This window comes from Autumnicola patrickiae (genome assembly GCF_031846525.1).
Classification (GTDB): Bacteria; Bacteroidota; Bacteroidia; order Flavobacteriales; family Flavobacteriaceae; genus Autumnicola; species Autumnicola patrickiae.
The window spans coordinates 1-20019 of sequence record NZ_JAVRHM010000009.1; the positions used below are offsets into that span (position 1 = coordinate 1).

Sequence of the window (20019 nt, forward strand, 5' to 3'; positions counted from 1 at the left end):
TTTAAAAAACTGAAAACCTTCTAAATTTATTTAGGAGGTTTTTTCTTTTGATGACAATTTTAAATTCTTCAACTTCTGCAAAAGCTGGTATCTTTAAGAAATAAGGGAAGAAAAAAGATTTTCAGAAAATTGAGCTACGAAAAGTGAAATTTTCCATGAGATTTTAATGTATACTTTTACCTTTGAGGAAACAAACAGGCATGCAAATTTCAGTAGAACTAACCCTTACTCCAATTCAGGACAACTATGAGCCGGCAATTATCGATTTCATCAAAAAATTGAGAGCTTCAGGATTGACTATTAAAGAAAATCCGTTAAGTACACAGGTGTACGGAGATTACGATGAGGTCATGCAACTTCTAACTTCCGAAATAAAAGCTGCGTTTGAAGCCATAGAACGCGGACTAATACACGTGAAAATTGTAAAATCTGATCTTAGCGACTATGCAGCCGATTTTTGATTTTTTCTTTGATCAGTATTACGGGATACCCACGCATCTGCTCGTTCTGGAGCTTATTGCGGTGTTTTTTGGGTTTCTGAGCGTTATCTACTCCAAAAATAATAATATCCTGGTCTATCCTACAGGAATTGTAAGTACAGCGATTTTTGTTTACATCCTTGCTGTCTACGAGCTTTTGGGAGATATGATGATAAATGCTTATTATTTTTCTATGAGCATTTATGGATGGTATATCTGGACAAGGAAAGTAGATGCGACCCATTTTACCCCAATTACAAATACCACTAAAAAGGAGAACTGGCAGGCGGTGTTTATTTTCTTGGGTACTTTGCTTTTTGTTTTTCTTGTTTACGAATATTTCGAGAAATGGAGTGACTGGACCGCTTACGTTGATACATTTACCACTGCCATCTTTTTTGTGGGGATGTGGCAGATGGCCAAAAAGAAGATCGAAAATTGGATTTTTTGGATTATTGGTGATATAATTTCGGTGCCACTATACTTCTATAAAGGCCTTACTTTTACTGCAATTCAATATTTTGTATTTACGATAATTGCCATTTACGGCTATAGAGCATGGAAGAAAGACTTGCGCAACGACCTTCGTCCTGCATAAAAATAGTATTATTTGGTCCTGAATCTACAGGAAAGACCACTCTTGCTTCCCAATTGGCAGAGCATTACAACACCCCTTGGGTAAAGGAATATATGCGGGAATACCTTCAGGAAAAATGGGATGAAGAGAGAAATATTTGTCAACCAGAAGATTTGCTTCCCATTGCAGAAGGGCAAATGAAACGAGAAAATGAACTGGCAGCAATTGCCGGTGATTTGCTGATTTGTGATACCGATTTACTGGAATTAAAAGTTTATGCTGAGGCGTATTACAACGGCTACTGCCCGCAGTTACTTCTTAAACCTGCGTTAAACCACCACTACGATCTCTATTTTTTAACGTATATTGATGTTAAATGGACGCCCGATGATCTTCGTGACAAACCCGATGATCGTATTGGGATGTTTGAACGGTTTAAAGCTGCACTTGAGCAGAATAATAAGCCGTTTGTGGTTTTAAAAGGCAATGAAGAGGAGCGTTTTAAAACTGCAGTTTCAATTATTGATAAACAACTAAATAATAAGAAAGTGAAACTTAGCGAAAAAGATACTGCTCAGATTAATAAAAAAGGAATCAGTGTACAGGAAGTAGAAGACCAGGTTGAAATATTTAAAAGAGGGAATATTAAGGTAGATATTAGCGAAGCTGCAACTGCCGGGAAAGGGATTTTTGCTTTTTCAGATAAGGAGAAAGAAGAATTTATAAAACTGTATGATTCCAAAAAGAAAGAACTGGATGTGATAAAATTTGTTCCTGCCTCGGGAGCTGCAACCAGGATGTTCAAGGCTTTACATAATTTTGTTGACGAGTTTGATCCGGGAAAAGAAGGCTTACGTTCTTACCTGGACAGGAAAGAAAATGAAAACCTTCAAAGGTTTTTTGAGAAAATTGACGATCTTCCATTTTACAGCCTTGCCATAGATTATGCAAGGAAAAACAATGAAAACTTCGATAAACTTTCACATGATGAAAGGCATCTGGTTATCGTGAAGAATATATTATTTGAAGAAGGCCTGGACCTGGGTAACTATCCAAAAGGTTTAGTTCCCTTTCATAAATACCGGTCTGGATTACGTACGGCTTTTGAAGAGCATTTAATTGAAGCAGCTGATTTTATTGCAGTGGATGGGGTTGCAAATGTGCATTTTACCATTTCTGAAGATCATCAGGATAGATTTAAAAAAGAATTCGAGAATATAAAAGAGAGAGCTGAAGAAAAAACAGGCGTAAAGTTTAAAGTTTCTTTTTCTTTCCAGGATCCTAAAACGGATACTATAGCTGTTGATGATAATAATGAGCCTTTTCGTACTACAGAAGGAGAATTATTCTTCCGTCCCGGAGGTCATGGCGCTCTTATTGAAAACCTGAATAATCAAAAAGCAGATCTTGCTTTTCTGAAGAATATCGACAATGTAGTAACTGAAGAAAATATTGCTGAAGTAGTTCACTACAAGAAAATGCTCGGAGGGAAGCTGCTGAAACTTCAGGAAAAATGCTTTGAAATCCTGGAGAAATTGGATTCAGGAAATATTTCTGAAGATGAAATTAAAGAAATTTCAGAATTCCTGCAAAATGAACTTTTCCGTAGTCTGGAAGCAAAATTCGACGGCCTTTCTTCCGAAGAAAAGATTAAATACTTAAAAGATAAAATCAATCGTCCCCTAAGAGTGGGCGGGATGGTTAAAAACGAAGGTGAGCCTGGAGGAGGTCCTTTTCTGGTAAGGGACGAAAATGGTGAAATTTCATTGCAGATTATAGAAGGTGCACAAATAGATCAGGATAATCCCGAGCAAGTGAAGACAGCCAGGGAAGCCACGCATTTTAATCCGGTTGATCTCGTATGCGGATTGAAAAACTACAAAGGAGAGTCATTCGACCTAAATGATTATGTAGATCCAAAGACGAGCTTTATTGCAGATAAAACCAAAGATGGAAAACCTTTAAAAGCCCTGGAGCGTCCAGGTTTGTGGAATGGTGCTATGGCAAAGTGGAACACCGTTTTTGTTGAGGTTCCTGTTTCTACCTTTAATCCTGTGAAGAGTGTTGCAGACCTTCTTAAGGAGTCGCACCAGGTAAGGAAATAGTAGTGGACCGGGAGCAGTTACTTAGAGAGGTTAATTACAAAGCAGTGAAAAGTTCTGGTCCGGGAGGGCAGCACGTGAACAAAACGGCTTCTAAGGTAGAACTTCAATTTGATGTTGAAGAATCGGCGGGGATTTCAGAAGAAGAAAAATCGAGAATTATTGAAAAGCTTGAATCCCGTCTCACGAAAGGAAATATCTTAATTCTTCAGAGTGATGAGTCCAGAAGTCAGCACAAAAATAAAGAATATGTTTCGCAACGTTTCCTGAACATTGTAGAGGAGGCTTTAAAAAAGCCGAAAATTAGAAAAAAGACAAGGCCCTCTAAAGCATCAAAGATGAAACGTTTAAAGAAAAAGAAGATGAATGCTGAGAAAAAAGCTGGAAGGAAGGATCCCCTAAAGTAGAAAAAGTGTGGATGTTTTCTACAGGTTTGTAGAAGCTGAACCATATTTCCACATATTTTTTTCTATGACGTAGTTTAAAGAAAATTGTAAATCCTTTACTACTAAAGGGGTCATGAGAAAAATGGATGAATGGGCGCAGATGGTACGGTCTTTTCATTTCAATATTAGGTTAGATAGATAAATTGATTTAATTAATTTGAACAACAAGATTGTTGAATTATTTAGATTTTCGGATTAGAAAGAGGCTTCAAAAGAGCCTCTTTCTTTTGTTGAAGTGTTTTTATTGTGGAGTTTTTTCTACATAATTTTTTCTTAATCCTCAAGCAGATCTACATTTTATCTTGGATTCTTTTAGTTAAGACTCTGATTTGCAGACTATTAATTAGTGTCTGAATTGTGGTATAGTTTTTACACTACTAAGAGCAGAATAACAATTTAAATATTGAATTATGAAAAAGCTAGGATTAAGTTTAATTGCAGCCGCAGCATTTTTAATCTCAACTAATGATGTACAGGCGCAGGCCACTGAAACGGAAGAAATTGTTGCAGTAGAGCAGGAGCAGCAAAATGATGATTATCAAAAAATTGAGATAATGGCTTTGCCACAAGCTGTAAAAGTGGCGGTTATCAAAGATTTTGAAGGTGCGACTACAGAAGAAGCGTGGGTTAAAACTGATGCTGAAGGTAAAAAAACATACAAAATAGCTATTAATGTAGATGGCGAATCCCAAAATGTTGTCGCTGATGCTGATGGTAACTGGATCGAGGAGAAACAGGGATAGAAGTAAAAATTCATATTAAATGCTGGAATTTAAGAGAAGCCGACTCTTTCAGCAACGAATGAACAGAGAATAGCAACAACAAAAGTTGCTACCCCAACAGAGGAGAAAAAAAGAAGTGTTCTCTCCGGATTTACTCCGGGAATCAATACTAACAACTAACCCCAGGAACACTTCTTTTTTAGGTGAACTGCGAGAGGATTATTCTCATCCCTTTATTCGTCAAATGGATACTAACAATTCTAAGTTATACTATAATTTACAATTGTAGGAAAGAGGTCTTTCATAAAGACCTCTTTTTTTATGTCTGATTTTAAAATCTATTGATCCAAAGATTGTTAACTTTGTGCGTATACTCCCGACATAACTATGGCAAAAATTCTCCTGGTAGAAGACGATGTGGCATTTGGAACGATGCTAAAAACTTTTTTGGTAAAAAGAAACTATAATGTAGAACTTGTTTTTTCTGCTACAGAGGCTTACAAGAAGATTTCTTCGGCTAAATTTGATATGATCCTTACAGATGTACGTCTTCCGGATGACAGCGGACTGGATATTTTAAAAGAAGCAAAATCTGCCAGTCAAGAGACAGAAGTTATAGTGATGACGAGCTATGCCGAAATTAGCATGGCTGTACAGGCAATGAAATTTGGTGCGTTTGATTATGTTTCAAAACCTTTCAGACCGGAGTCTATTCTACAAACTATCAAAAATGCACTCGAACATAATTCTGTACAGTCCGTCCAGCAGGAAGAGCCTGTGCGCACTGCTGAAAAGAAATCTACAGAAAAAGCTTTTAAAGGCAATAGTTTTATAAAAGGAGTGAGCGATGCTTCAAAGAAGCTTAATGATTATATAGAGCTTGTAGCACCTACAAATATGTCGGTGCTTATCATGGGAGAGAGCGGAACCGGTAAAGAGCAGGTAGCAAAAAGTATTCATAGCCAGAGTAAAAGAAAGGGAGCGCCATTTATTGCCGTAGATTGTGGAGCTATTCCAAAAGAAATAGCTTCAAGCGAATTCTTCGGCCACTTAAAGGGTTCCTTCACAGGGGCTATAAACGATAAGACCGGGCACTTTCAGGCTGCCAATGGTGGAACTTTATTTTTGGATGAAATAGGCAACCTGAGTTATGAATTGCAGGTACAGCTCTTACGGGCGCTTCAGGAAAGAAGAATAAAACCTGTAGGCAGTAACAACGAAATTGAAGTAGATATAAGGGTGGTAACCGCGACTAATGAAGATCTTTCACAGGCTGTAAAAGATGGCGAATTCAGAGAAGATCTTTATCACCGTCTAAATGAGTTTTCCATACAGGTACCTTCTTTAAAAGAACGTACAGATGATTTGATGATCTTTGCAGAGCATTTTCTCGATGAAGCAAATGCCGAACTGGAAAAAAATGTATTAGGTTTTAGTGACAAAGCGGTAGAAGCTTTTAAAAATTATAGCTGGCCAGGCAATCTAAGGGAACTTAAGAATATGGTGAAAAGGGCGGTTTTACTGACGCAGGAGGATTTGATTCCTCTAAAAGTTTTGCCTCATGAAATCTCTACTGCAGAGAAATCTGAAGACGATTACAGTTTGTTTAGGAATAAAAACGAAGAGCAGCTTATTCTTGATGCCCTTGAGAAATCGGGTGGCAACAAAAGTAAAGCAGCGAGAATGTTATCCATAGACCGCAAGACGCTTTACAACAAATTAAAACAATACGGAATTAAGCTATAACTTCCGTTTCCAGATTTTTCATTAACTGCTTTAATTTCTGGATGGTCTCATTTACTTCTTTATCTGAAGCGTTCTGATTCCTTTCAAGTTTTTCCAATGCAGGGATTACATGAACTGCCTTCATTTGCTTTAACATCGGGAGCATTTTATGAGCAATTTTGCCCATGGTCTCTTTATCTTGATTCTCTAAAGCTTTTTCCAAAGCAACTACGTTTTCCTTGGAACTATCAAGAAATGCTTTGATAATAATTGCCATTGCGGCGTCATCACCACCCGAAAAGAGATAAATTTCTTCTAAATTATATGCTGTAGTAATATTCTTTTGCTGATGTTTTTTGTTCTTTTTCGCCTGGATTTCGACTTTAAAAATTTCAGCAATAGTGCTAAGCAGATCTGTGGATTGGTACGGCTTTAAAAGGTTTTTATTAAATCCTGCCTCACGATAGGTTTCGGAAGAAATTTCCCTGCGCCCGGAGAGTGCAATCACCGGGATGTCATTGATTTGAGGCGTGTTCCTAATTTCCTTTATAAGTTCAAAACCATCCATCACCGGCATCTGAATATCGGTTAATACAAGGTCAAATTTTTCTGTCTTTAATTTTTGCAATGCCTGTTTCCCATTTACACTGGTATCACAGCTAAAGCCAATAGATTTAACCAGTTCACTGGTTAAAGCCAGCTGGGAATTCTCATCATCTGCCACCAAAGCTTTTTTGCCGCTCAGGTTTACCTTTTCCGCTCTTATCTCTGGTTTTAAATCTTCTTTTTTTTCTTTTAAAACAACTTTAGAAACGGGAATGGAAACTATAAATTCACTTCCCTCACCAGGTTTACTCTTTAATACTATTTCTCCTTTTAGTAGTCGTGCAAGGCTTTTGGTGATTGTAAGCCCAAGACCTGTTCCTCCATATTGTTTTTCAATTTTACTGTTCTCCTGGGAAAATTCTTCAAAAATCTCTTCCTGCTTTTCTTCAGAAATTCCTATTCCTGTGTCTTTTACGGAAATCACCAGCCAGTCCTCTCCTTTATTAATAATTTTTGAAGTTACCCGAATTTCACCCTCTTCAGTAAATTTATAGGCGTTGGTCACCAGGTTTGCAATAATTTGTTTGATGCGGAAAGGGTCACTAAGTACATCGATGTTAATTTCTTCTGAAGCTTCCACAATCACCTCAACCTCGTCTTTTGTTTCTGCAGGAATGTTGTTGTATACGGTATCTTCGATAAGGTTCTTCGGATTAAAAGGCAAGCTTTCTACCAGCATTTTACCGGCTTCCAGTTTTGAAAGATCCAGAAGGTCATTTACCAGGTGCAGTATAAAATCTGAAGACTTCCTGATCTGTTCCAGGTAACGGCTCTGTTTACTATCCAGCTTCGTTTTCTTCATCAAATCTGAATATCCTATTACAGTGGTTAGTGGTGAACGCAAATCGTGAGTTATGGCAGCCATAAATTGCTCTCTCCTTTTTAGCAGGGTTTCCGCAAAAGTCTTGGCTTCTTCCAGTTGCATCCGGTACTTTTGGCTTTTTGAGATGTCCTTTAAAATCAGGATTAAAAAAAACAGAATGATAATAACGCTTATAATTCCTGCAAAGAAAATGATCTGAGAAGTGTTTTCCAGCATTGCCTGGGAGTTTTCTGTGCGTGCTATTGCAGCTTCCCGCTCTTCCTGCTCAATTTTTGACAGCAAGCTCCGCAGTTGCTGGTTAAGGATCAAATCATTATCCAGTAACTGGTCTTCTTTCTCCAGTACGGTTTTCCGAAATTCCCTGTTGGCATATTCCAGTTCGCTTAGTACCCGTTTTACAGAATTTACCAGTGAATCTGCTGTCTTGTTCGTAAGGGTTTCGGCATTATCTTCTTTCGCATATTCCAGCCAGCTCACAAGTACTTTCCGCTGGTGAGGCTCCAGATGCCTGAATCGCCGGTCATAATCATCTTCTGCAAAAGACTCATCGACCCTTCTTAGCTCACTCAGGACCTGTGTGTAATAATTAGTATTGCGATCCTGTTTTCTAAGTTCCAGCAGCTCCTGAAGGTTTTCTGTCTTTTGCGTGAGCAGTTTACCAATGCTGTCCAGCTCTGTCTGCATTAGGGAATCTGAGTAACCTCTTTTAAGTAATTGTATATTTTCTTTTATGCTGTCAATGTGGGCACTGTAAATTTCCACATCTTCTTCGTTTCCTGTCTGTATTAGCCGGCGGCTTATATTTTCTGTTTCGTAAAGATCGGTAGTGATCTCACTCACCATAAAAAGCTGTTCGTTATTGCTGTTATTATTCTGAGTAAGATTGGTGAAGGCTAGCACCTGGGTATAAACAAACCAGGTAGCCGCGCCAGCGAGCAGGGCTAAAATAAAGTATCCGGCGACTACTTTAAATGTTATAGATCGTCTGGTGTTGCGCATAATTATTATCTCTGCTAAATTACATTATTAAAATCAAACGGAATAAATTATTGCTTATTGAAAAAACCTGTTTACATTTGCCGCAAATCTCATAAGGGGTGCCGCCAAAAGGTGGCTGAGATTATACCCAATGAACCTGGGCAGGTAATGCTGCCAAGGGAAGTGCAAGAAATTGCGCAGTGTATCGTACTCCTGAAAATGCCAAATATTATAAGGCAATTTCAGGATTTATTTTTTTAATTTATTTATCAAGGAATAATCGCCCCTTTTATTCGTAAAACTTTTATTACGGATGAAAAACGTATTATTTTTCCTAGGCTTGCTTTTCTTTTCAATACAGGCTTTTTCACAAAATCACACTTTACAGGGTACAGTGACCGAGGGTGAAACACCCCTGCAAGGAGTTAGTGTTTTCGCTAACGGTACAAGTAACGGTACCCAAACAGATGAAAATGGAAATTATTCCCTCACTTTGCAGGAAGGGAATTATACTATTCTTTTTTCCTTCGGAAACAGGAAACGTGTCCAGGTAAATTTAAACCAGGACAAAACTCTTAACGTGGACATGAGTACTGCAGAGGAGGTTCTGGATGAGGTTTTCCTCTCTTCGGTAAGGGTCACTTCACAAGAACCTATTACTTACAGTAACCTTTCCAATGAAGAAATTGCAGATCGTAACCTGGGGCAGGATATACCTGCTCTTATGAGTTACATGCCCAACGTGGTTTCTACAAGTGACGCTGGTGCCGGCGTAGGCTATAGCGGGATAAGAGTTCGTGGTAGCGATGCTACCCGGGTTAATGTAACTGTAAATGGTATTCCTATAAACGATGCTGAAAGTCAGGGAGTATTTTGGGTCAATATGGGGGATTTCGCTTCTTCAGTAGAAAATCTTCAGTTACAGCGGGGAGTAGGAACATCAACCAGTGGGGCGGGAGCTTTCGGGGCCAGTCTGAATATTCTAACAGATCGATACCAGGAAGAAGCTTCCGCAGAGTTGGCGAATAGTGTAGGTTCTTTTAATACATTTAAACATACGCTGGAATTTAGTACGGGTCTTATAAACAATCACTGGGAAATTGCCGGAAGGGCTTCAAAAATCAGGAGTGACGGGTATGTCGATCGGGCAGAAAGTGATTTAAAATCCTACTTTCTCCAGGGAACTTATGTAGATGAGAACACTCTTGTGAAGGCGATATCCTTTGGTGGTACCGAAACTACTTATCATGCCTGGTATGGCATTGATGGGGAGACTTTAAAGGAAAATCGTCGTTTTAATCCTGCGGGAATGTATACTGACGAGGATGGTAACGTTCAGTTCTACGAAGATCAAACCGATAATTATTGGCAGGATCATTATCAATTACTTTGGAATGAAGATTATACCGAGAACTGGTCTTCCAATATAGCACTGCACTACACCAAAGGGAGAGGGTATTATCAGGAGTATGAACAAGATGCCGCTTTAACCGAATTCGGGTTGCAGCCTTTTATGGCTGATGGGGAAGAAGTAACTACCTCAGATCTGGTTTCACGGGAATGGTTGGATAATGATTTCTACGGGACTGTTTTTAGTTTCAATTATGAGGATGATATTATAGACGCTGTTATTGGCGGTGGCTGGAACAGGTATGTGGGAGACCATTTTGGAGAAGTGATTTACACCCGGTTTGCCTGGAATAACGGTCCTTCTGATACCTATTATGATAATACAGGTAAAAAAACGGATTTTAACATTTACGCTAAAGCAACCTTTTCTATTACTGAAGAACTGGCTGCTTACGGGGATTTACAATTAAGAACCATTAATTATGAAACCGAAGGCAGACTTGATGACGGGAGAGATTTTAATGTGGACGATTCTTTTGAATTCTTTAATCCCAAAGCGGGAATTACTTATCAGCCTAATCAACAAAATCAGCTTTACGCTTCTTATGCCCGTGCGCATCGGGAGCCTACCAGAACTGATTATAAAAATGGCGATCCGGAACATGAAGAATTAAATGATTTTGAATTGGGCTGGAGATATAATACCCCAAATGTCCAGATCAATACTAACCTGTACCTTATGGATTATCAAAATCAATTAGTATTAACGGGTGGTATAGATGATGTAGGCGCGTTTGTACGGGAAAATAGCGGTAACAGTTACCGTTTAGGTCTGGAAGTGGATGCTACGATAAGAATCTCAGATCGATTTAATGTAAGACCAAATATCGCTGTTAGCCGAAATAAAAATGTCGATTTTGTATCCACTTTAAACGGGGAGCTGGTAGAATTTGGAGATACCGATATCTCTTTTTCTCCGGAAATTGTTGCAGGTAATATTATAGGCTTTACTCCTGTAGAAGGTCTGGAGCTTAAATGGCTTTCAAAGTTCGTAGGCGAGCAGTATATGAGTAATATTGAAGCCGAAAATTCTAAGCTGGACAGCTATTTCATAAATGATTTCAATATTCAGTACACCTGGAGGGATGCACCTCTTTTTGAAGAGATCGTGGTTACAGGACTGGTGAACAACATTTTTAATGAAGAATATGTTTCCAATGGATATTACTATACTTTTAATATTGAAAACCAGGACTTTCCAACAGGAGTGGAAACTTTAGATGGCGCAGGATATTATCCACAGGCGACAACAAACTTTTTAGCCGGATTAACACTAAGGTTTTAATCTTCTTTTCTCCCGAAGGCTGAAAAGCTTCAGCTTTTGGGATTTTTATTTGTCAGTGGATTTAATGAGGGACGAAAATTGGCAAATTTCAGCCTTCACTTTTTTTTCAGCTTTAATTATAAACTTCAATTAAGCTTCCGCGACGCTCAATCCTGTAAGGTTTCATAGCATATTGTCCGGTTCCTTTGGTCATTTCTCCCGTGACAATATTGTATTCATTTCCATCGTCACAAGGACATTTTGCTGTAATTCCTTCTACAACCATTGCTGAACAGTCAATTGGCGGGTGATTTGGATCACTAAGTTCAAAAGCAGTGTACTGCGTGTTGTTAATATTGTAAATCACAACGCCTTTTATTCCGTTTCTGTAGGTAGTGTAACTGTTCCCCGGAAACTGAAGATTATTATACTCCGGTAAATCCAGGTTTAACTGAATTCGGAAATTCAGGTTAATAAGATTCGGGTTATTTCTGTATTCATCATCATCAGATGTGCAGCTAAAGAATAACAAAATACTGAATATGCCGAAAATTGCCTTTTTTATCATGTCATTTAAATTTGAGTAAAGCTTTTTCTGCGGAAAAATGAATTTCTACAGAAAATTCTTTAAGATGCGAAAATAATATAATTGTTCCGAAGCTTTATATTTATTACATTTGTTAATATGAAATCCCGCCTAAAAATGGGATTTTTTCTATTAAATAATGAAGCTATAGTTTATAACGGCAGCAAAGAATTAAAAACCGTTTGATCCCGCCCTTCCGGGAAGTAAAGAAAAAAACATTCATTATTATAAAATTTTTTAAAAATGAACGAGGTTTAAAAACCTCAATTGTAGATATAAACGTATAAGTTATGAGCAAAGTATCTTATTATACAGCAGAAGGGCTCAAGAAGTTAAGAGATGAGCTAAATCAATTAAGGGATGTTGAGCGTCCTAAAGCTTCAGAAGCCATAGCAGAAGCCCGGGATAAAGGGGATTTAAGTGAAAACGCCGAATATGATGCGGCCAAGGAAGCCCAGGGGCTGCTTGAGATGAAAATTTCAAAAATGGAAGAAATTGTGGCCAATGCCAGGGTTATAGACGAATCTCAATTGGATACTTCTAAAGCTTTAGTACATTCTTACGTTAAAATAAAAAACCAGACCAATGGTGCTGAGATGAACTATAAGCTGGTGGCGCAAAGCGAAGCCGATTTAAAATCGGGTAAAATTTCTGTAGATTCTCCTATCGGGAAAGGTCTGCTCGGAAAAAAAGTAGGTGACACAGCAGAAATACAGGTGCCCAATGGTACTATGAAATTCGACATTCTGGAAATCTGGCGGGAATAGTTAAATTCTCATCCAAAATTAGAAAATCCTTTTCATGTTCTTTAACTAAGAATTACGGAAAGGATTTTTAATTTTATAGGAACTAACTTTAAAATATAAAATTATGGCCAGTTTATTTTCAAAAATTGCAAAAGGAGAGGTTCCTGCTTACAGAGTTGCCGAAAATAGTCAGTTTCTGGCCTTTTTGGATATTAGCCCCAATGCAAAAGGCCATACCCTTTGTATTCCAAAAAAGGAAGTGGATAAACTTTTTGATCTGGAAGAAGAAATGTATCAGGAATTAATGCGCTTTTCCCGAAAAGTAGCCATTGGGCTGGAAAAAACCGTTCCCTGTAAAAGAGTGGGAATGGCTGTTGTTGGTCTGGAAGTGCCGCATGTACACGTTCATCTTATTCCGCTGAATAGTATGCAGGATATGGATTTCTCCAGAAAGCAGGAAATGACTGAAGAAGAGTTCCAGGAACTGGCAGATGCTATTAGAGAAAATGTAGTGCTTTAGTGGATTTACGAGATTATAAACTTAGCCTGGAAATAAGGATAGACTGGAGCGACCTGGACCTTTATCAACATGTAAACAATGTTTCCTTTATGCGCTACCTGCAGTCCGGTCGTGTAAACTTTTGGGAAGCTACGGGTATTTACGAGAATTATAATAATTCAAATCGTGGTACTATGCTCGTTTCTACTCACTGTAATTTCAAAAAATCACTTTATTACCCCGGAAAAGCTATAGTTAAGACCAGACTGGGTTATATAAAAAACTCCAGTTTTAGTCTGAATCATTTAGTCCTAAACGAGGATGGTGAAATTTGTGCTGAAGGTGAGGACGTGGTTGTATGTTATGATTTCGATGAAAATAAAACTTTTAGGATTCCGGAGGAGCTAAGAGCAATTCTGAAAAAGTTCTAAATCTTCCGTAGCGAAATTTTAAAAGTAGTCCCTTTATTTATTTCACTCTGCAGGACTTTTATTTTGCCTTTGTGATACTCTTCAATAATCCGTTTAGCGAGTGACAATCCTAAGCCCCATCCGCGTTTTTTAGAAGTCTGCCCCGGTTCGAAAATTGTTTTAAACTTGCTTTTTTCTATTCCTTTTCCGGTATCTTTTATTAAAATACACACCCATTTAGGCTCTTCCTTAATTTCAATATTCAGCTTTCCTTTACCGCGCATGGCGTCTATAGAATTCTTTACGAGGTTCTCAATGGTCCAGCTATATAATTGCTGGTTTAATTCCACTTCAATTGCTTTTTTTGGTGCTTTTATCGAAAAATCGATGAGGTTGGAGCTCCTCACCTGCAGATAATCGAAACTTTCCTGGGTAGCGGTAACAACATCTGTAATCTTCAGCAAAGGAGCAGAGCCTATTTTTGAAAAACGCTCTGTAATTGTTTTGAGTCGGTCTACGTCTTTCTCAATTTCAGTAATATAATCTTTATTGACGTTCTCGTCCTTCAGAATTTCTGTCCAACCAATAAGCGAAGAGAGGGGCGTGCCAATTTGATGTGCGGTTTCTTTTGCCATTCCCGCCCACAATTTATTCTGTTCACTGGATTTTGTGGTGGTGTAGAAAAAATAGACCACACCGATAAAAAGGAATCCGATGAGGGTAATGCCAATAGGATAGTATTTCAGTTTATTTAAAGTGGGTGAATTTCCGTAGTAAATATACTGTTCCTGCCCTTCGCCAAGATTGATAATTATGGGTTCATTTTCTTCCATCATCTCGAGGAGCAGGTCGTTTAGTCGTTCCTCATCGTCCAGTATCTTAGGATCTATATTGGTAGTATAATCTACTTCCCCTTTATCATTGGTGTGGATAATAGGAATGGTGGTATTATTGTTTAAAATTTCCAGAATAAGTGCTGCATCTTCATTCGGACTCATTTTCTCAAAATCCTGAAGAGCGTGTGCCCAAATGCTCATTTTCGAGCGCTCATCTTCCTTGAGCCGCTGGAAAAAAATTGTGGTATTCCAAAGAACCAGGCTTACAACAACAAGACAGGAAATAATGATAAACCAGCGGCTAAAATTGCGCTCATCTGTAAAATTCATGAAGGACATCAACGTTTAATGCGTTTTAAAGATAAGCGTTTTTAAAAGAATATTATTGTGTGTCCGTTCTTTTCATTCCCTTGCTGTTTCGTTACCTTTGTTGAAAATTGGAAAATGTTAAGTATAGCACCTAAGGAGGTTAGTACCGGCGAGTTGCACCAGTATTTACAGGGAGCAGTGGGGCCGAGGCCTATTGCTTTTGCCAGTACTGTAGATGCGGAAGGAAGGCCAAATCTATCCCCTTTCAGCTATTTTAATATTTTTAGCACCAATCCTCCAATCCTGGTTTTTTCACCTTCCCGAAGAGGCAGGGATAACACAGTGAAGCATACTTTTACAAACGTAAAGGCAACAATGGAGGTGGTGATAAATATTGTAAATTACGATATTGTGCAGCAAATGTCCCTTTCCAGTACAGAATATGAAGAGGGAATAAATGAATTTGAAAAAGCCGGGCTTACTATGCTGAAGTCAGATCTGGTAAAGCCTTTTCGAGTAGCGGAATCTCCGGTTCAGATAGAATGCAGGGTAAATGAAATTGTAGAGCTGGGAACCGAAGGAGGAGCTGGAAACCTGGTGATTTGTGAAGTACTGAAGTTGCACATAAAAGAAGAAATTCTGGATGACAAAGGAGCTGTAGATCCGCTGAAGATCGATCAGGTAGCGAGAATGGGAGGTAACTGGTATTCCCGCGCAAACGCGGGGCTATTTGAGGTAAAGAAGCCGCTTAGGACAGTGGGAATTGGTGTGGATGCTTTTCCGGAGGAAATAAGGAACAGCGTGGTACTTACAGGTAACGACCTGGGGAAACTCGGAAATGTGGAAGCTTTACCTTCAGAAGAAGAAATTAAACGATACATGGAAGAGCATCCAAAAATTGCCGTAATTGTAAAAAAAGGAGATAAAAAAGGAATTCATAGGCAGGCTCAGATTTTAATTGATGAAGATCAACCTGAAGAGGCCTGGAAATTATTATTAGCAAAATAGAAGAAATGGAAGTACAAGGAAAGATTAAACTGATTGGTGACACGAAAACCTTCGGTAACAACGGATTTAGAAAAAGAGAAATTGTAGTTACTACAGAGGAGCAATATCCGCAGCATATTATGGTGGAATTTGTTCAAGATAAAACAGATTTACTCGATAGTTACAAAGTTGGACAACCTGTAAAAATCGGAATCAACCTTCGTGGCCGGGAATGGGTGAGCCCTCAGGGCGAGACAAAATATTTTAATTCTATCCAGGGCTGGAGAATAGAAAATCTTGCCGCGGGTAATACTCCGGGAGGGCAGGATGTGCCACCACCGGATAACTTTGAACCGGCAAACGATTTAAATGATGAAGATTATGATGATTTGCCTTTCTAGGTAGATCTTCAATAAATAATAGGAGGCTGTTTAAAGAGGTACAATTTGTAGTTACTGATTATACTTCAGTAGGTCGAAAATTGCCATTTTTGGACAGCCTCCTTTCTGTGTAAAAGAATCAGATTATCAATTAAGCAGCTGAATGTATATAATCAGGCAAAATGAAGATTTTCCTCCCATAGAATATGCCAGCGAAGATGGTTTACTTGCCATTGGTGGGGATTTGTCGCTCAAACGGCTCACTGCGGCTTACCAAAGAGGTATTTTCCCCTGGTACGATCCTTCCCAGCCGATACTTTGGTGGAGTCCGGACCCACGGATGGTGCTTTTTCCTGAAAAGCTGAAGGTTTCTAAGAGTATGAAACAGGTGCTTAAAAAAGGCAATTATCGGGTTACTTATAATGAAGCATTTGCTGAAGTTCTTCGCAATTGTGCTTCAATAAACCGCAAAGGCCAATCGGGAACCTGGCTTACAAAAGAAATGATCGACGCTTATAAAGGATTGCATCAGTTGGGAATGGCAATTTCTGTTGAAGTTTGGGAAGAAACCGAGCTGGTAGGAGGTTTATACGGAATTAATCTTAAGGAAAAGCAGGTGTTTTGCGGGGAAAGCATGTTTGCCAAAAAAAGCAACGCCTCAAAATATGGATTTATTCATCTGGTTAGAAAATTCAGCGCCGAGGGCGTAAAACTTGTCGATTGCCAGGTATATACTAAACATCTGGCCAGCCTGGGCGCCGAAGAGATTCCTAGGGAGGAGTTTCTGAAGTTTTTAAAGTAAGATTGCAGCAAATTTTTCTTCGAAGTTTATAGCAGGTCGATAATTGCCATTTTAAGCAGTGCTCTATAAATCTTTAACTTCAGAATACCTGAAACAGGAAATTTCATGATCATTTACCATTCCGGTGGCCTGCATATGGGCATATACCACAGTAGATCCAACAAATTTGAATCCGCGTTTTTTGAGATCTTTGCTTAGTTTATCGCTAATTATAGTAGTTGGAGGTGCTTTTTTGTAATCTTCAACTTCATTTTGAATAGGTTTACCATCTACAAAACTCCAGATATATTTACTGAAACTTCCGTATTCCTTCTGAATTTCAATAAATAACTGCGCATTGGTTACTGCAGAACGAACTTTTAATTTATTCCTTACTATTCCTTTATCTTCAAGCAACTGCTGAATTTTTTCTTCAGAATATAAAGCAATTTTCTTATAGTCGAAATCATCAAAAGCAAGGCGAAAATTTTCCCTTTTCCGAAGAATGGTGATCCAGCTTAATCCCGCCTGAAATGTCTCCAATAACAAAAATTCGAAGATAGTTTTGTCATCATAAACGGGAACTCCCCATTCTGTGTCGTGGTACGCTTCATACAAGGAGTCGCCCTCGCACCAGCCGCATCGTGAAATTTCAGACATAATTCTAAGGTTTAAATTGATAACTAATCGTTCCCGGCTGCGAATCTCTGCCGGCTAATCTGCTAAATCTTGCTCCCGCGGCATATTGCAGAGCCATCTCCTCCAGGCAGGCGTTAGATGAGGTAGAACTGGCCTTGTTAATCCTGGTATCCTGCACCAGACCTTCAGCATTCACAGTAATATTTACTACAATTTTTCCGGGAACATCACAGGTATAAATCGGGTTTGGAATCTCGTATGCGGTCCTTCCTTTTAGAGAATAGGTTATCGAACTATTATCGATTCCGCCGGATTGGGTTGAGGTGTTTTCACTGCTGTTATTCCCGTCTGATCTTTGTTGCGGCCGATTTCTTTCAGGTTTGCTTACATTAAAATCGCCGTTGGAGGCCTGGCTTTCTTCTTCAGAAGTTTCCTCTCTGGAAGCACTATTCTTTTCAAAGATCTCGTTAAGCTGACTATCGAAATTCTGTTCCCGTGCCTCCTGGTTTTCGTTAAAGGCCCGATGTGTTTGTGGTTGCTGACTTTGCTGCTGTTCTGTCTCTTGCTCTTCCTGCTCGACCTCCTCTTCAGACTCGGTTTCGGGTTTATATTGATCCAGATCTACAAGAAATTCCCGTGTTTTTTGGTTGCTGTTGGATAAATTGAAATTATAGAGCCCAAGCAATAAAATGGCAAATATAAACGATGTTATGATCAGGGCTTTATGTTTGTCGAAAAAATCCATAGGTAATTAAAACTGCACTTAGGCAGGTTTATTCTCCCGGGAAGGTAGTAATTTTTCAAAAGATTCGATATTTAAAGATTCTTCTGCTTTAAAATCTCCTATTCTCGTTCTTTTTAAAGCTGAAAGATGCGCGCCGCTGCTTAATTCCTGTCCAAAATCGTGTGCAAGGGATCTTATATAGGTTCCTTTGCTGCAAACCACTCTGAAGTTTATCAACGGAAAATTATCAGTTCCCACTTCAAATTCAGTAATACTAACTTTTCTGGATTTAATTTCTACATCTTCGCCTTTTCTGGCGTATTCGTAAAGTCGCTTTCCATCCTTTTTTAATGCTGAAAAAACTGGCGGAATTTGCTCTATCTCACCTTTAAATTTTTCTGTTGCTTTTTGAAGATCATCTTCAGAAATATGATCTGTGGGAAAGGTTTTGTCAATCTCGGTTTCCAGGTCGTAAGATGGGGTGGTTGAGCCTAAAGTGAAGGTTCCGGTGTATTCCTTTTCCTGGCCCTGCAGTTCAACTATTCTCTTGGTGAATTTTCCGGTGCAGATTATTAGTAATCCTGAAGCAAGAGGATCTAAAGTACCCGCATGCCCTACTTTTATTTTTTTGATTCCGCAGCTTTTTCTAATCAGCCATCGCACTTTATTCACTACCTGGAATGAGGTCCATCCCAGCGGTTTATCAAATAAGAGTATTTGTCCTTCTTTAAAATCTTCTGCGGTAAAAATTTTATTGAGCATATTCAAAGATAATTGCCACAAGTCCTACGACAAAACAATAGATTGCAAAATAAGACAGTTTACTTTTCTTTACCAGGGAAATCATCCAGGTACAGGCGACGAGGCCCGCGAGAAAAGCAGCGACAAAACCTATTAAAAGAATGGAAGTTTCTGTAGTAGATGCTGCAATATTGCCATCCAGCAAATCCTTCGCAATTTTTCCGAAAATCAAAGGAACCACCATAAGAAAAGAAAACCTTGCGGCTTTTGTTTTATCATTCCCCAACAAAACTGAAGTGGAAATTGTAGCACCACTTCTTGAAATACCAGGTAACATTGCGATGGCCTGAGCTACTCCAATGACAAAAGAGTTGCTGTAACTTACACTTTTGCCAGTATTTTTCGCTTTGTCTGCGAGCCATAGCAAAAGAGCTGTGATGAGTAACATAAACCCGACGAACATAATATTACCTCCGAACAAAATTTCCAGCTGCTCTTCAAAAAACAGCCCCACAAGGGCCGCAGGAACCATTGAAATAATTATTTTAAGTGAAAATTTTGCTTCATCATTCCATTCAAATTTGAATAAACCCTTAAAAATATCTATTACATCTTTTCTGAAAACCACCAACGTACTTAAAGCGGTAGCAAAATGCAGTACAACTGTAAATAAAAGGGATTCTTCAGGAACACTGGTGTCACCTAAAATTGCTTTACCAAGTTCAAGGTGACCACTGGAAGATACGGGTAAGAATTCTGTTAATCCCTGAATGATACCAAGAATAGCGGCGTCTAATGCGTCCAAATTTATTTCGTTTTATTAGGGTTTGGATTTACCAGTATGGCGTAAACTTCTATGGCAAAGCCAATAAGAACAAGAGTTGGGGCGAGTCTGATCCTCTGAAAGTTATAAATTGCAGGATTAAAGGTGTTGGGATCTTCGCTGCCGCCACCGGCCATTAAAATAAAACCAAGGGCTATTACTCCCAGTCCAATAAACATCATGACATAATTTTTCTTTCCGAAGATGAAAGCTGTCTGTTGCTTTGGTGATGGATTACTTTTTTTACTCATATAAATGAATTTTTTGCGCTTATTCAGAATTCTGTAATTAATACGAATATGCTCTTAAAAACAAATGTCTCGTTCCGATAGCTATCAGAACCGCTCGACGTGACATATTTTAATTTTATGTTAGTTACTTAGCTGAAAAATGGATTGTAGTAACTTGTAATAATTTCTTCATCAA

General features: G+C 38.7%; 21 protein-coding genes. 13 read left to right on the forward strand and 8 right to left on the reverse strand.

All coding sequences use genetic code 11. The features are described 5' to 3' along the window. Positions 1–200 precede the first annotated feature (200 nt). The 6 genes from RM549_RS09030 (at position 201) to RM549_RS09055 (ending at position 6072) form a co-directional block, all read left to right on the forward strand. The gene (locus RM549_RS09030) at positions 201–461 is read left to right on the forward strand and encodes a thiamine-binding protein (protein ID WP_311683935.1); all 261 of its coding nucleotides are present in this window, start codon (positions 201–203) and stop codon (positions 459–461) included. Then, on the forward strand, positions 445–1077 hold the full coding sequence (gene pnuC / locus RM549_RS09035; RefSeq protein ID WP_311683937.1) for a nicotinamide riboside transporter PnuC: 633 nt from the start codon (positions 445–447) through the stop codon (positions 1075–1077). Before RM549_RS09030 ends, pnuC begins: the two co-directional genes overlap by 17 nt. Next, the gene (locus RM549_RS09040) at positions 1038–3161 is read left to right on the forward strand and encodes a DUF4301 family protein (RefSeq protein WP_311683939.1); all 2124 of its coding nucleotides are present in this window, start codon (positions 1038–1040) and stop codon (positions 3159–3161) included. Before pnuC ends, RM549_RS09040 begins: the two co-directional genes overlap by 40 nt. Positions 3162–3163: 2 nt before the next feature. Further along, a complete protein-coding gene (gene arfB, locus RM549_RS09045; protein WP_311683941.1) occupies positions 3164–3565 on the forward strand; it encodes an alternative ribosome rescue aminoacyl-tRNA hydrolase ArfB in 402 nt (133 codons plus the stop codon). 449 nt (positions 3566–4014) lie between these two features. Continuing rightward, entirely contained in the window at positions 4015–4347 is a 333-nt protein-coding gene (locus RM549_RS09050) for a hypothetical protein (protein ID WP_311683943.1), read from the forward strand. Between the two features lie 366 nt (positions 4348–4713). Beyond that, positions 4714–6072, forward strand: a complete 1359-nt coding sequence (locus tag RM549_RS09055; protein ID WP_311683945.1) for a sigma-54-dependent transcriptional regulator — start codon at positions 4714–4716, stop codon at positions 6070–6072. On the opposite strand, the gene RM549_RS09060 is transcribed toward RM549_RS09055, so the two are convergent. Next, the gene (locus RM549_RS09060) at positions 6062–8479 is read right to left on the reverse strand and encodes a hybrid sensor histidine kinase/response regulator (protein ID WP_311683947.1); all 2418 of its coding nucleotides are present in this window, start codon (positions 8477–8479) and stop codon (positions 6062–6064) included. The two genes, RM549_RS09055 and RM549_RS09060, sit on opposite strands and share 11 nt — an antisense overlap. 292 nt (positions 8480–8771) lie before the next feature. Between RM549_RS09060 and RM549_RS09065 the strand changes: the two genes are divergently transcribed. Continuing rightward, positions 8772–11153, forward strand: a complete 2382-nt coding sequence (locus tag RM549_RS09065; protein ID WP_311683949.1) for a TonB-dependent receptor — start codon at positions 8772–8774, stop codon at positions 11151–11153. A gap of 112 nt (positions 11154–11265) precedes the next feature. Here the strand turns inward: RM549_RS09065 and RM549_RS09070 are convergent, their stop codons facing one another. Then, positions 11266–11700 (reverse strand): Rieske (2Fe-2S) protein, encoded by a 435-nt coding sequence (locus RM549_RS09070; protein ID WP_311683951.1) that lies wholly within the window; start codon positions 11698–11700, stop codon positions 11266–11268. Positions 11701–12008: 308 nt separating this feature from the next. Between RM549_RS09070 and greA the strand changes: the two genes are divergently transcribed. From greA to RM549_RS09085, 3 genes are all read left to right on the forward strand, one after another. Further along, positions 12009–12485, forward strand: a complete 477-nt coding sequence (gene greA, locus RM549_RS09075) for a transcription elongation factor GreA (RefSeq protein WP_311501259.1) — start codon at positions 12009–12011, stop codon at positions 12483–12485. A 103-nt stretch (positions 12486–12588) separates the two neighbouring features. Continuing rightward, positions 12589–12984: an HIT family protein gene (locus RM549_RS09080; protein WP_311683953.1), complete on the forward strand. Its 396-nt coding sequence runs from the start codon at positions 12589–12591 to the stop codon at positions 12982–12984. Next, entirely contained in the window at positions 12984–13394 is a 411-nt protein-coding gene (locus RM549_RS09085) for an acyl-CoA thioesterase (protein WP_311683955.1), read from the forward strand. Before RM549_RS09080 ends, RM549_RS09085 begins: the two co-directional genes overlap by 1 nt. On the opposite strand, the gene RM549_RS09090 is transcribed toward RM549_RS09085, so the two are convergent. After that, on the reverse strand, positions 13391–14539 hold the full coding sequence (locus RM549_RS09090) for a sensor histidine kinase (protein WP_311683957.1): 1149 nt from the start codon (positions 14537–14539) through the stop codon (positions 13391–13393). The two genes, RM549_RS09085 and RM549_RS09090, sit on opposite strands and share 4 nt — an antisense overlap. Positions 14540–14653: 114 nt before the next feature. Here RM549_RS09090 and RM549_RS09095 point away from each other — a divergent pair, with 114 nt between their 5' ends. The 3 genes from RM549_RS09095 to aat all read left to right on the forward strand — a co-directional run bounded on the left by RM549_RS09095 (position 14654) and on the right by aat (position 16687). Then, complete coding sequence (locus RM549_RS09095) at positions 14654–15526, forward strand: flavin reductase family protein (protein ID WP_311683959.1); 873 nt, start codon at positions 14654–14656, stop codon at positions 15524–15526. 5 nt (positions 15527–15531) lie between these two features. Beyond that, on the forward strand, positions 15532–15906 hold the full coding sequence (locus RM549_RS09100; RefSeq protein WP_311683961.1) for a DUF3127 domain-containing protein: 375 nt from the start codon (positions 15532–15534) through the stop codon (positions 15904–15906). A 142-nt stretch (positions 15907–16048) separates the two neighbouring features. After that, on the forward strand, positions 16049–16687 hold the full coding sequence (gene aat / locus RM549_RS09105; protein ID WP_311683963.1) for a leucyl/phenylalanyl-tRNA--protein transferase: 639 nt from the start codon (positions 16049–16051) through the stop codon (positions 16685–16687). 63 nt (positions 16688–16750) lie between these two features. Here aat and RM549_RS09110 read toward each other — a convergent pair whose 3' ends face one another. Genes RM549_RS09110 through RM549_RS09130 form a run of 5 tightly spaced genes read right to left on the reverse strand, consistent with a single transcriptional unit; the run spans position 16751 to position 19844 of the window. After that, entirely contained in the window at positions 16751–17326 is a 576-nt protein-coding gene (locus RM549_RS09110; RefSeq protein WP_311683965.1) for a DNA-3-methyladenine glycosylase I, read from the reverse strand. Between the two features lie 4 nt (positions 17327–17330). Further along, the gene (locus RM549_RS09115) at positions 17331–18050 is read right to left on the reverse strand and encodes an energy transducer TonB family protein (RefSeq protein ID WP_311683967.1); all 720 of its coding nucleotides are present in this window, start codon (positions 18048–18050) and stop codon (positions 17331–17333) included. A gap of 18 nt (positions 18051–18068) precedes the next feature. Further along, entirely contained in the window at positions 18069–18791 is a 723-nt protein-coding gene (gene truB / locus RM549_RS09120; protein WP_311683969.1) for a tRNA pseudouridine(55) synthase TruB, read from the reverse strand. Continuing rightward, positions 18781–19575, reverse strand: a complete 795-nt coding sequence (locus tag RM549_RS09125; protein ID WP_311683971.1) for an undecaprenyl-diphosphate phosphatase — start codon at positions 19573–19575, stop codon at positions 18781–18783. The genes truB and RM549_RS09125 overlap by 11 nt, the downstream gene beginning before the upstream one ends. A 2-nt stretch (positions 19576–19577) precedes the next feature. Continuing rightward, positions 19578–19844, reverse strand: coding sequence for a DUF3098 domain-containing protein (locus RM549_RS09130; RefSeq protein WP_311683973.1), 267 nt, complete (start codon positions 19842–19844; stop codon positions 19578–19580). Positions 19845–20019: the final 175 nt, after the last annotated feature.